This is a genomic window from Vibrio sp. 10N.286.46.A8 (assembly GCF_041470165.1).
Classification (GTDB): Bacteria; Pseudomonadota; Gammaproteobacteria; order Enterobacterales; family Vibrionaceae; genus Vibrio; species Vibrio tasmaniensis_A.
Genome location: NZ_JBFRLX010000065.1, coordinates 1 through 12,903, shown reverse-complemented (window position 1 = coordinate 12,903; position 12,903 = coordinate 1). Strand labels below are relative to the sequence as shown.

12 protein-coding genes, 1 riboswitch and 1 other annotated feature are annotated in these 12,903 nt (G+C 44.5%); of the genes, 3 read left to right on the top strand and 9 right to left on the bottom strand.

The window, feature by feature from the left end; genetic code table 11:
* Positions 1–209 precede the first annotated feature (209 nt).
* The 3 genes from lpxH to AB4232_RS07545 all read left to right on the top strand — a co-directional run bounded on the left by lpxH (position 210) and on the right by AB4232_RS07545 (position 2,915).
* Complete coding sequence (lpxH, locus tag AB4232_RS07555; RefSeq protein ID WP_135381587.1) at positions 210–944, top strand: UDP-2,3-diacylglucosamine diphosphatase; 735 nt, start codon at positions 210–212, stop codon at positions 942–944.
* Between the two features lie 123 nt (positions 945–1,067).
* Entirely contained in the window at positions 1,068–2,285 is a 1,218-nt protein-coding gene (locus tag AB4232_RS07550) for an EAL and HDOD domain-containing protein (protein ID WP_017098162.1), read from the top strand.
* A gap of 117 nt (positions 2,286–2,402) precedes the next feature.
* The gene (locus AB4232_RS07545) at positions 2,403–2,915 is read left to right on the top strand and encodes a YchJ family protein (RefSeq protein ID WP_135381588.1); all 513 of its coding nucleotides are present in this window, start codon (positions 2,403–2,405) and stop codon (positions 2,913–2,915) included.
* A gap of 225 nt (positions 2,916–3,140) precedes the next feature.
* On the opposite strand, the gene hisIE is transcribed toward AB4232_RS07545, so the two are convergent.
* The 9 genes from hisIE to AB4232_RS07500 all read right to left on the bottom strand — a co-directional run bounded on the left by hisIE (position 3,141) and on the right by AB4232_RS07500 (position 12,418).
* Entirely contained in the window at positions 3,141–3,791 is a 651-nt protein-coding gene (hisIE, locus tag AB4232_RS07540; RefSeq protein ID WP_135381589.1) for a bifunctional phosphoribosyl-AMP cyclohydrolase/phosphoribosyl-ATP diphosphatase HisIE, read from the bottom strand.
* Complete coding sequence (hisF, locus tag AB4232_RS07535; RefSeq protein ID WP_004734577.1) at positions 3,788–4,561, bottom strand: imidazole glycerol phosphate synthase subunit HisF; 774 nt, start codon at positions 4,559–4,561, stop codon at positions 3,788–3,790. Before hisF ends, hisIE begins: the two co-directional genes overlap by 4 nt.
* On the bottom strand, positions 4,543–5,280 hold the full coding sequence (hisA, locus tag AB4232_RS07530) for a 1-(5-phosphoribosyl)-5-[(5-phosphoribosylamino)methylideneamino]imidazole-4-carboxamide isomerase (RefSeq protein ID WP_012604374.1): 738 nt from the start codon (positions 5,278–5,280) through the stop codon (positions 4,543–4,545). Before hisA ends, hisF begins: the two co-directional genes overlap by 19 nt.
* Before the next feature lie 43 nt (positions 5,281–5,323).
* A complete protein-coding gene (gene hisH, locus AB4232_RS07525; RefSeq protein ID WP_008223538.1) occupies positions 5,324–5,938 on the bottom strand; it encodes an imidazole glycerol phosphate synthase subunit HisH in 615 nt (204 codons plus the stop codon).
* 24 nt (positions 5,939–5,962) lie between these two features.
* Positions 5,963–7,051: a bifunctional histidinol-phosphatase/imidazoleglycerol-phosphate dehydratase HisB gene (gene hisB / locus AB4232_RS07520; RefSeq protein WP_065679885.1), complete on the bottom strand. Its 1,089-nt coding sequence runs from the start codon at positions 7,049–7,051 to the stop codon at positions 5,963–5,965.
* A gap of 130 nt (positions 7,052–7,181) precedes the next feature.
* On the bottom strand, positions 7,182–8,222 hold the full coding sequence (gene hisC, locus AB4232_RS07515) for a histidinol-phosphate transaminase (protein ID WP_017098158.1): 1,041 nt from the start codon (positions 8,220–8,222) through the stop codon (positions 7,182–7,184).
* Positions 8,223–8,231: 9 nt separating this feature from the next.
* The gene (hisD, locus tag AB4232_RS07510; RefSeq protein WP_135381590.1) at positions 8,232–9,551 is read right to left on the bottom strand and encodes a histidinol dehydrogenase; all 1,320 of its coding nucleotides are present in this window, start codon (positions 9,549–9,551) and stop codon (positions 8,232–8,234) included.
* Complete coding sequence (gene hisG / locus AB4232_RS07505) at positions 9,551–10,447, bottom strand: ATP phosphoribosyltransferase (protein WP_029223133.1); 897 nt, start codon at positions 10,445–10,447, stop codon at positions 9,551–9,553. Before hisG ends, hisD begins: the two co-directional genes overlap by 1 nt.
* A gap of 53 nt (positions 10,448–10,500) precedes the next feature.
* Positions 10,501–10,636, bottom strand: a sequence feature (His leader region).
* Positions 10,637–10,825: 189 nt separating this feature from the next.
* Positions 10,826–12,418: a Na+/H+ antiporter NhaC family protein gene (locus AB4232_RS07500; RefSeq protein ID WP_029223134.1), complete on the bottom strand. Its 1,593-nt coding sequence runs from the start codon at positions 12,416–12,418 to the stop codon at positions 10,826–10,828.
* A gap of 112 nt (positions 12,419–12,530) precedes the next feature.
* Positions 12,531–12,708, bottom strand: a riboswitch (Lysine riboswitch).
* Positions 12,709–12,903 lie beyond the last annotated feature (195 nt).

Below are 12,903 nucleotides of genomic sequence, written 5' to 3'. Positions count from 1 at the left end.
GCTGCCCAAAGGGTTCGGCTAAAAGCGTTTTACTCTTTGTTGAGGGAAATTTGCTTAGAATGACTAGGCTTCCTATCCCTCGCCTCGATTAAAACGCTTTTATCTCGAACAAAATTTAACCGCCAAAGGTCAACACGCCCTAGTATTAATAATTGATGAGCCGATAAAATCAGGATATAGGGAGCGAATCGCTCCCTTTTTTTAGACCTATGAAAACATATTTTATATCAGATCTACACCTTGCTCCGTCGCGACAAGACATCACAGATTGCTTCTTAACCTTCATGAAGAACGAGGCCGTAGAAGCGGATGCACTCTACGTGTTGGGTGATCTTTTCGAATTCTGGATTGGTGACGACGATACAAGCGAGTTCGCGAATTCAATTCGCCAAACGTTTATAGACTTAGTTAACACTGGCGTACCTTGCTATTTCACACAAGGCAATCGGGACTTTTTAGTTGGCAAAAAATTTGCGAAACAAACAGGCGTACAACTTCTAGATGAAGTGTCTACTATCGATATCTACGGACAAAAAGCAGTGGTATTGCATGGTGATACTCTGTGTACCGAAGATATAAAGTACCTCGCCTTTCGTGAAAAAGTTCATCAGCCCTGGTTACAATGGGTCTTTAATAGAATTCCATTTTTTATCAAAAAGAAAATTGTCTCCAAGGTTCAGTCTGATATCAAAGATGACAAGCAGACAAAGTCACTCGATATCATGGATGTAACACAGCAAGAAGTCGAAAATGTGATGAAACAACACAACGTCGATTTGATGATCCACGGTCATACTCACCGTCCAAACATACACTCCTTTAGTGCTAGTAATTGTACTAAAACTCGTATCGTATTGGGTGATTGGTATACCCAAGGATCAGTTCTGGTGTTCACTCCGCAAAGTTTTGAACTACAGAATCGCGAGTTTAGCAATCGCTTTTAGCATCACGCTTAAACTTTCACTTTTATTATTATCATCGGTCAGATTTTCTTCACTTGTATATGGTAATTTCTCCTGAATTAGCTATTATTTGTCTATCAAAAATAAACCGAACACAGTACCAAGTTGAAATATTCATACGTAGCGCGTCAACCAATACTCGATGCAGACAAGAAGACCATAGGTTACGAGTTGCTATTTAGGGATGGTCCTAAGAACACTTTCCCTGAAGTAGAGCCGGAGCTCGCTACTAGCCGTTTGCTTTCCGACCACTTCTTATCTACCCACTATAATACATTGGGCGATAAACTTGGATTCGTTAATTTTCCATATGCAAGCTTGGTTAACCTAGTCCCGACTCTATTTCCGAAAGAGAGCTTAGTTGTCGAGGTACTGGAAGACTGTGAGCCAACAGACGAACTGCTAGAAGCCATCATCACAATTTATGATGCGGGTTACACGATCGCGTTAGATGACTTTGTGCCTAGCAAAGCATGGAAACGCTTCTTACCTTACGTATCAATTATCAAATTCGACATACGTTTGATCTCAATCGCTAAAGCTGCGATGTTCATGAACACTCTGAAAGACTTGAATATCGAGTTTCTAGCGGAGAAAGTAGAAACTCACGAAGAATACCAAGAAGCAATCCAAGCCGGGTTTAACTACTTTCAAGGCTACTTTTTCAGTAAGCCGGAGATGATCCAAACTCGCGCATTAAACCCTGCTTTTTTAACCATTGTTCAACTGTTGAAAGAGATTGCCAACGATCCTATCAACTTTGCCGAAGTAGAGCGTTTGATTACCCTTGATATGACTATGTCGTATAAGCTGCTCTCTTACGTAAACTCCGCTGGTGGCTCATCAACACCGATTCGTTCATTCCACCAAGCGCTTGTTTATCTTGGTGAACAAAAACTACGTAAGCTAGTGTCACTGGTTGCTATCGCATCCGCGAAAGAAGATAAACCAGACTCACTTTATGGTTTAGCCGTGATACGCGCGCGCCAATGTGAACTGTTGGTCGAGAAAATGAACGTTAAGGTTGAGCCCGGGCAAGCCTTTTTAACTGGCATGTTCTCGCTGCTCGACTCCCTATTCGATCTGCCGTTAGTAAAAGTACTGGACTCGGTGCCGATCGATGATGAGATTAAACAAGCCTTGATTCAACGTAAAGGCGTATTAGGTGCCATTTTGGCGATGGTCATAGCTTATGAACAAGCTCGCTGGGATGAAGCAACGCGCATTCGTAAACTACTCAAACTCAACGAAGCAGAGCTAGGTCAAGCTTATGACGAAGCAACTTCTTGGGCCCAAGACCTGCTGTCTCCTACTTTGAAATAGTTCACGTCACACAGCAACTTCAATCGAAACTCAGCTTTGGTGAGCAGTCGTTTCTTGATAAACTCCAACACATTCATTTATGGCCTCTTACAGAGGCCATTTTTACAGGATTTGACCATGTCTTTATGCCCATGCGGTAGCAAAAATTCTTACCAACAGTGCTGTGAATCAGCGCACCTTCAACACAGTTCTGTTGAAACGCCTGAACAGTTGATGCGCTCTCGTTATTCAGCGCACGTGTTGGGTTTGGTTGACTATGTTGTTGCGACTTACCACCCTAGCTGCAACGCAGAAGCGCAAAGAGAAGGTATTGCCGAATCTATCAACAGTGATTGGGCAGGACTAGAAGTCATCGATACTACGGTAGGCTCGCACCAAGACGAAGGCTTTGTTGAGTTTAAAGCTTACTTCAATGAAGAAGGCGCACAATACTGCATGCAAGAACGCTCTCGCTTTATACGTGAAGACGGCCTTTGGTACTACATTGATGGTACCTTCCCAGAGCAGGAACAAACTACACAACCAGAAATTGACCCACGCTTAAATCAAACCGTTGAGAGCTTTAAAATCGGCCGTAATGATCCGTGTATTTGTGGCAGTGGTAAGAAATACAAGAAGTGCTGCGGGTAACTCGTTCGACTAAGAAGTCAGATTAAGATCAGAGATTCCTGATGTCGCTTAGGCTCCTCGGAAGGACGTAAAGTCAGAGGTTAGAAAAGTGACGTAGGGCTTAGAAATCTTGAAATCTTGAAATCCTGAAAATTAAAAAACTAAAAAACTAAAAAGCCCCGTAAACATGTTTGTTTGCGGGGCTTTTTTCTGTCTTTTACGCGGTTCTATTAATTTAAAGAGAGCTTACTTATGGCGCTCTTTTAATTTGTTCACCACATCGTTCATCGATAAGCCTTGGTCTTGAAGAAGAACCATCAAGTGGTAAATCAAATCTGCTGATTCACACACTAATTCCGCCTTATCGCCCGACGTCGCCGCAAGCGCGACTTCAACGCCTTCTTCGCCCACTTTTTGCGAAATACGCTTGGTGCCACGGGCATATAGACTGGCAGTATAAGAAGATTCAGGATCGGCGTCCTTGCGGGCAGCCAATAGCTGCTCAAGCTGATGAAGCCACACCATCTGAGACTCTTCTTGCTTGTCTCCATCCCAACACGTTGTTGTACCTGTGTGGCACGTTGGACCAATGGGATTAACTTTAACCAGTAAGGTGTCGCTGTCACAGTCCAAGGCGACGTTGTGCAGTTGCAATACGTTGCCTGACGTTTCACCTTTCGTCCAAAGGCGCTCTTTGGTGCGAGAGAAAAACGTCACTTGGCCAGTCTCGCCTGTTTTCTCTAGTGCTGCTGGGTTCATGTATCCCATCATCAGCACTTGGCTAGACTGGTAATCTTGAACAATCGCTGGCACTAAGCCATCGACTTTTTCCCAATCAATACGCTCTGACAATGCGCCTACTTCTGTTTTTGATAAGCTTACGGGTTCAAAACTCATAGTCGCACCTCTACATCTTGTTGTTTTAAATACTGTTTAAGTTCACCAATATTGATGACTTGTTTGTGGAATACCGAAGCCGCAAGTGCTCCATCCACGTTGGTCTTTTTATAAGCTTCAGCAAAGTGTTCCATTGCACCTGCGCCACCTGATGCAATCAGGGGTACATTACACACCGAACGTACCATATTTAACTGGTCGATATCATAACCGTTGCGAACGCCATCTTGGTTCATCATGTTTAACACGATCTCACCGGCGCCACGCTTCTGTACTTCCTGCACCCAATCTTTGGTTTCCCACTTGGTTGCTTTGGTACGCGCTTCATCGCCTGTGAATTGGTAAACCTGATATTTACCCGTCTCTTTATCGAAGTATGAATCGATACCGACAACGATACACTGTACGCCGAACTTATCAGCTAGGTCAGTGATTAGCTGTGGGTTAGCCAATGCAGGCGAGTTGATGGATACTTTATCTGCACCAAACTCAAGAATGCGTGCTGCATCTTCCGCAGACTTAATACCACCAGCCACACAGAAAGGAATATCAATCACTTCTGCTACACGTTTCACCCAGCTTTTATCGACCACACGGCCATCACTTGATGCGGTGATGTCATAAAATACTAATTCATCAGCGCCCTCTTCTGCGTAGCGTTGTGCTAGCGGAACGATGTCACCAATAATTTCGTGATTACGGAATTGAACGCCCTTAACCACTTGTCCATCACGGACATCCAAACAAGGGATTATTCGCTTTGCCAACATGCAAATGCCTCCTCTGCGGTGAACTTGCCATCAAGCAGTGCACGACCAACAATCACACCCGCAACGCCGCTGCCTTTAAGTGCTTCGATATCAGCTAGGCTGCCAATGCCACCCGATGATTGGAATTGCACTTGTGGGTACTGTTTACAGAGATCAACATAGAGCTCTACGTTTGACCCTTCTAGCGTGCCATCACGTGAAATATCAGTACACAGAACGTGTTTAAGGCCAACCGTGAGGTAATCTTCAATTAGCGCTTCAATGGTCACGCCTGAATCTTCTTGCCAACCTGAAATCGCGACTTTACGTGTGCCGCTTTCGTCAATATTGATGTCCAGAGCCAGCACGATTTTTTCCGCACCGTACTTCTCCATCCAACCTTTAACCAACTCAGGTTGCTTAACTGCCGTAGAACCAACCACAACGCGCTGTGCGCCAGCTTCTAGTAGATCAACGACATCTTGTTCGTTACGCACGCCACCACCAATCTGGATGTTCGCAGGCGTGCTAGCAAGGAGCTTAGCAATCAAGTCTAACTGACGAGCCGTTGTGTCTTTTGCGCCCGTTAAGTCAACAAGGTGCAGCCAGCCAGCGCCAGCTTGGTGATACAGATTAAACTGCTCTGCTGGGTCTACTTTGTATTCTGTTACTTGCCCGTAGTCCCCTTGGAATAAGCGAACTACTTGGCCTTCAATTAAATCTAATGCGGGAATAATCATTTACATTCCTTATAGGGCAACGTTAGCCGCTGCCAAATCCTTATTACAATTCCAAGAAGTTCTGAATCAGCTTAGAGCCAGCTTTTGACGAACGTTCTGGGTGGAACTGAACACCATAATAGTTGCCACTTTGCACTGCGGCAGTAAACGGATTGCCGTAATCACATTGTGCGATTGTGTAGTCACCCACTGGCATTGCGAAACTGTGTACAAAGTAGAAGTACTCGCCCTCTTCAATATCTTTGAATAGAGGGTGGTTAGGTGTCGCGGTTACTGTGTTCCAACCCATGTGTGGTAATGGCAAATCACCCGTTTCAAGTAAACGAACTTCGCCATCACACAATCCTAGGCATTCAACTAACTCGTCAGCTTTTTGGCCTTTCTCTTGAGACAATTTGCCTAACAACTGCATACCTAAACAAATACCTAGCAGAGGCTTCTCTACTTGCTTCACAAGAGAAACAAGGTCGCGCTCTTGCAAGTTCTTCATTGCCTCACTTGCTGTGCCTACACCGGGTAGGAACAGCTTGTCCGCAGCAAGAACAACTTCTGGTTCTTTTGAAATTTCAACTGCGTAGCCTAGACGTTCAATCGCAAACTTCACCGAGGAAACATTGGCACAACCAGTATCAATAATAACTACTTTTTGATCTTTCATTGTTTTTCCTTGCTAACGTTAGCCTTACAGAACGCCTTTGCTGCTTGGTAACTCGTTACCTTCAACTTTGATTGCTTGGCGAAGAGTACGGCCAAACGCTTTGAATAGGCTCTCAATGATGTGGTGATCATTATTACCGTCAGAAGAAAGGTGTAGCGTACAAGCCAATGTATCGGTTAGAGAACGGAAGAAGTGAACCACCATCTCTGTTGAAAGGTCACCCACTTGCTCGCGGCTGAATTTAGCATCGAACTTCAGGTATGGACGGCCAGAAAGGTCTAGCGCACACTGAGCCAAACACTCATCCATTGGTAGGCTGAAACCAAAGCGGCCAATACCACGTTTATCGCCTAATGCATCTTTCAATGCTTGGCCTAAAGCAAGAGCGGTATCTTCTACTGTGTGGTGATCATCAATGTGTAGATCGCCCTTCACAGTCAGGTTCATTTGGAAACCGCCGTGTGTCGCGATTTGATCAAGCATGTGATCGAAGAAACCCATGCCAGTATCGATCTTGTTGCCACCGGTTTCATCAAGGTTTACTGCCACCTTGATGTCCGTTTCTTTAGTGGTACGAACCACTTCAGCAATGCGCGCATTAACCGTCAGATCTTTAACGATTTGTGGCCAGTTAAGCGTGCCTTCAGTTTGCGCATCTGGTCCGTATTGGATACCACGAATTGCCATGTTCTCAGCAAGTTGAAGATCCGTCATTCGATCGCCAATCACGACTGACTTTTGGAAGTCAACTTTACCGCCTTGTAGGTATTCTTTAACCATACCAAGCTTAGGCTTGCGGCAAGAGCAGTTGTCTTCATCAAAGTGAGGGCAGATTAGAACATCATCAAACTTAACGCCCTGAGACTCAAAGAACTCCATCATCATATTATGTGGAGCATCGAACTCTTCTTGCGGGTAGCTATCTGTGCCTAGACCATCTTGGTTAGTAACCATCACTAAGCGATAACCTGCATCTTGCAGTGCAAGTAGGCTAGGGATCACTAACGGTTCGAATTTTAGTTTGTCTAAACGGTCTACTTGAAAGTCAACTGGCGGCTCAACAATTAAGGTGCCGTCACGGTCTATAAAAAGTATTTTCTGTTGTTTACTCACTTGAACTTCCTTTTAATTTTAAATCTGCTGGCCTAGCTAAAATCAACGCTAACCCAAAATATTGGTTTCACTTGCCAGCCTGCAATTAATCCACTCAAACTGGCAAATGTTATTACTGGTAAACCTTTCGTTACTGATAAAAGTTACGAATGAATCCAAGTGTCTTTTCGCACTCTTCGCGATTACCAATACTAATACGAACACAGTCTTCAATTGGTGAATTACGCAAAATGATGCCCGTATCCCAAGCCGCTTTAAATAACTCATCGCCGTTCGGGAATTTAACCAGTAGGTAGTTACCCCAACCATCAAATACCGTCACTTGAGGCATGCCTAATAGACCTGCTTGTAAATACGCTCGGTTAGCACTTAAATCCAGAACTTGGAACTTAGCACGCGCTAGTCCTTGCTCTGAAAGTGCTTGAACGGCAATGTCAGCAACAGGGATTGGCACTGGATAAGGAGCAATCACCTTTAACAATACATCGATAAGCTCTTTGTTCGCTAGCGTAAAGCCACAACGTAAACCCGCTAAAGCAAATGCTTTCGAGAGAGTTCGAAGAATCGCTAGATTCGGATACTGAGCAAGCAAATCCACCGTTGATGCTTCAGGGCAGAAATCGATATACGCTTCATCCATCACCACAATCGCTTTGTCTTGTGTCATTTCAAGCAGTTTAACGATGTCTTTACGGTTAACTAAGTTACCTGTTGGGTTATTTGGACTACAAACAAACACCACTTTTACGTTGTCAAGTTGAGCTTCAATAGCAGGAAGATCCAATTGCCATTCAGAAGTCAGAGGCACCACTTTACGCTCAACACCAATCGTCTCTGCACTGATTGCGTACATACCGTAAGTGGGTGGGCAGTAAAGAATAGCGTCTTCGTTCGGCTCACAGAAAGCACGAATCAGTAGTTCAATGCCTTCGTCAGCACCACGAGTAGTCAACGTTTGCTCTGGTGCAACACCCGCATATTGAGCGTAAGCATCGATTAGCTCTTTAGGCTGACACTCGCTGTAGCGATTAAGTCGAGTCAGATTTAAGGTGTACTCGTTATCAAACGGAGATTCGTTGGCGTTCAACCATACATCTCCGCTGCCACCAATGCGTCTTGCAGACAAGTAAGGTGTTAGAGCCTGAACTTGTTTTCTTGCTAACTTTTCCATGCCCTACCCTTATTTCGCTTTATTTAGTTGTTCAAATCGATTTAATTTTTCAACTCGGATAGTCACCGCACGTTTGTGTGCGTCCAAACCTTCGGCTTCCGCCATTGTGACTACCGTTGGCGCTAGGCCTTGTAAGCCATCAGCTGTTAACTCTTGTACCGTCATACGCTTAGAGAAATCCGCCAAACCTAGGCTTGAATAAGTCTTGGTATAGCCGTAAGTCGGAAGAACGTGGTTTGTGCCTGATGCGTAGTCACCTGCAGATTCTGGAGACCAGTCACCCAAGAAGATTGAACCAGCATTGTCTAGTAACGGCAGCAGTTCACGTGGACTCTTGGTCTGAACAATCAAGTGCTCAGGACCATAGAAATTCGAAATCGCAATCGCTTGAGTGATCGATTCAGCAATGATGATTAGACTTGAAGCCAATGCTTGCTGAGCGATGTTCGCACGAGACAGCTCTTTCAGTTGCTTCTGAACCGCATCAGTTACTTGGTCGGCAATAACTGGTGATGGTGTTACTAATACAACCTGTGAATCTGGCCCGTGTTCAGCTTGGCTCAGTAGATCAGCAGCAATGAAGTCAGCATCCGCAGTTTCGTCTGCAATCACTAACACTTCAGACGGGCCAGCAGGCATATCAATCGCAGCGCCACGGAAGTCGTTACTTACTTGGCGTTTAGCTTCCGTTACGTAAGCGTTACCTGGGCCGAAGATCTTATCAACCTTAGCCACGCTCTCGGTCCCGTAAGCCATGGCAGCAACGGCTTGACCACCACCAACATTGTAAACCTCATCGATTTTACAAAGATTAGCGACATACAAGATTTCATCAGCAATTGGCGGAGGTGAGCAAAGCACAACCTTACGGCAACCCGCAATTTGAGCAGGTACACCTAACATAAGAACCGTTGACGGAAGTGGCGCGCTGCCACCCGGAATATAAAGTCCAACAGTATTAATCGCGCGCGTCACCTGCTCACACATAACACCAGGCTGTGTTTCAACCTTAATTGGCTGTGGCTTTTGAGCTTCGTGAAACTTAGCAATGTTGCTGTAAGCTTGCTCCAACGCTTGCTTCATCTCTGGTGTTAGACGAGCACATGCCTCTTCGATCTCACCTGAACTAACTCGGATAGATTCTGGAGTCACACCATCGAACTTTTCAGTCAGTTCCTTAAGTGCAGCATCGCCTTCATTTCGTACTTTTGCAATAACATCAGAAACAGTCGCTGTGATGTTTGCACCTTCAGTAATAGCTGGACGCTCTAATACCGAGTCTTGCTGTGATTCACTTAAAGATTGCCAAACAACGGTTCTCATCGTCACTACCCCATCATTTTTTCGATTGGTAATACTAGAATCGAGCTTGCACCCAACTCTTTCAGCTGTTCCATAGTTTCCCAGAACAAGTTCTCTGTACTTACGAGGTGAACGGCAACTTTGTCTTTGTCTGTTGATAGAGGAAGAACCGTAGGATCTTCAGCCCCAGGCAGTAGTGCTTTGATTTGCTCGAGCTGAGACGTTGGTGCGTGAAGCATGATGTACTTCGACTCTTTCGCTTGTTGAACACCCTGCATACGAGTCAGTAGTTTTTCAATCAATGCCGTTTTGTCTGCATCGAAATCACCAACACGTTGAATCAGTGTTGCTTTAGATTGGAAGATAGCCTCTGCTTCCTTTAGACCGTTTGCTTCTAACGTTGCACCTGTAGAAACTAAATCTGCGATAGCATCTGCTAGACCTGCGCGAGGGGCAACTTCAACTGAGCCAGTTAGCATACAAGCGCTGAATTCAACACCCTGCTCGTCCATGTAGGCTTTTAGTAATTGTGGGTAAGTTGTCGCAATACGTTTACCCGCTAGGTCTTGTGGGCCGTTGTATTCTTCATCTTTGTTGATTGCGATAGAAAGGCGGCAACCACCGAAGTCTAAACGACGTAGTGTACGAAACTCTGAAGGCTCCTTTAGAGCGACACGGTCTAGGCGAACTTCTTCTAGTTCATTCTCACCGATAAAACCAAGGTCAACCACACCATCCATGATAAGACCTGGGATGTCGTCATCACGAACGAGTAACAAGTCGATTGGCATATTTAGTGAATGAACAACTAAGCGCTCACCCATGATGTTAAATTTAACACCACATTTTTTAAGTAGATCTTGGCACTCTTTACTTAAGCGACCTTTCTTTTGAATTGCGATTCTTAGGCGTTGTGTCTGCATTGCTGTATCCCTGTGCAAATATTTGAATTTATTGATTATTTAAAAGTGCTAAAACTAAAAAACCCTCGGAAGACTTTGTCGTCCCGAGGGTTTAAATCTAAATTCTTTGACTTAACCTCCGGGAGAATTCTTGCTCCCGGGTATACGTAAATCTCCCCGAAAGACTAGATAGGGTGATGATGGTGATGAATGTTCATTACTAATTTACGCATACTTATCAGCTCTTAGGTTGTTTGCTGTCTTGTCTCCACACTAACTAAGCTGACACCCTTTTTCAACCATTTATTCGAACTTTTTTCACGAAATTTAAAATTAAATTAACGAACACAAAAAAAGGGAGGCAAACGCCTCCCTTCTCATTATTCAATCAAATGATGATTAGCTTTTACACGTTGCTATCTTGCAACGAGAGAAATAAGCCAATGCAAAACATACCGCAACAAACGTTAGAGACGCTGCGCCAAATGCAATGCCAGTTGATGATGTCATTCCTAGGGTGATAAAACCAATACACGATACGAACGCCACAGACAGCGCGTAAGGGAGTTGAGTCGATACGTGGTCAATGTGGTTACAACGCGCACCTGTAGAAGACAGAATCGTTGTATCCGAGATTGGAGAACAGTGATCACCAAATACAGAACCCGCAAGAACCGCACTTAGCATAGGAAGAATTAGCGCGATGTCAGAGGCAGCAGCCATGTCACCCGCAATCGGTAACATGATACCGAACGTACCCCAAGATGTACCTGTCGAGAACGCCATTAGGCCAGCAAGAAGGAACAAGATAACCGGTAGCCAGTGGTAATCGATGTTACCTGTTGCTAGAGAGGATAGGTACGAACCTGTTTTCATGTCGCCAATAACAGAACCAATCGTCCATGCAAATACAAGGATAAGGATAGCGCCAAACATTGAGCTTGCACCAATCCACATTGTTCTTGTGATATCAGCCATAGGCAGTTTCTGTTTGAATACCGTTGCTAGCGCAACGAGTAAACCAATAACACCACCGTAAACCAGAGACTTACCTACATCTGTATTTTCAAATGCACCAAGCAAGTTGAATGCTTGACCATCAGCAGTAAGCGCTTGGCCACCGGTGTAAAGCATTGCTGCAACCGTCGCGACGATTAACGCTACGATTGGCATAACGAGATCAGAAACAGAACCGTTTTCGCTCTCTTGAATATCTAGCTCTTCGTTTAGATCGTGCGCTTGCTTTTGATCATTATCACCTTCAAAACCACGGCCTTGAGAGGCTTCAATCTCATGCTCGCGCATTTTGCCAACATCTAAACCAAACCACGCAACGGCAAACACCATTAATAGTGCGAACACAGCGTAGAAGTTCATTGGGATAAGGCGAACGTAAGCACCCAGTGCAGAATACTCTGTCACACCGTGTGTCACTAAGATGCCACCAATGATAGTGATTATGTAAGCACCCCAGCTAGAAGCCGGCATGATCACACACATAGGAGCAGCAGTTGAATCTAGGATATAAGCTAGCTTAGCGCGAGATACGTAGAAGCGGTCAGTTACAGGGCGAGAGATGGCACCTACCGCTAAGCTGTTGAAGTAATCATCAACAAAGATGAATACGCCTAAGAAGGCAGCAAGTAGTTTTGAACCACGTTTGCTCTTAACACGAGACTGTGCCCACTCAGCGAATGCGCGAGTACCGCCAGACAGTGTTAATAATGCCGTTGTCATTCCAAGGATAATTAGGAAAGCAACGATGCTCATGTTCCAAGTGTTAATACCACCATCTTCGATGAAAACACCAGATACTTTAGTAAAGACGTAGCTAGCTGCGTTACCTACTGAGTAGTCAGCAAGTAGAATCGCACCCATGACGATACCGACACCCAAGGAAACTAATACACGACGGGTAACAATAGCAAGAGTCAAGGCAACCAAGGGAGGAAGCAGCGATAAAGGCGATGTTGCAAAATCTATTAAATTCATGATCTTCAAAAACCAGTTTTTTATTTGGCTAGAGATCTACTGCAGATAAACTTGATACGGCTTATCAAGCTCATGTTGAACTAAGCGAAAGGGAAGTGAACACTTCACCCAACCCTACAGTAGCGCTCCATAGTTTAAAATTAAGACTATGGCAGTGTTGTACCTATTGAGCACAACCCCAGCAAATTGCTTAGATATACAATTTACTTCGGCAATTACACCTTTCATTCCCGTTCATTGGCATCACCCCAACGAAAACTACTCTTTATAATTGCACCTCTACGTGCGGTAACATTATTAACCGTGTAAACCAGAGTTTAACAACAGATTAACCAAAGCACCGCATCAGGTAGCCGCAATTGTACCCATCAAGAGCAACAATGCAACATATCATTCCGAGAAAAATAAGCTTTTTGTTAATGAAGTAATCAATAGAAGAATAGTCAACTTTTACGGATTACTCCACTTAACACATATCAGATATC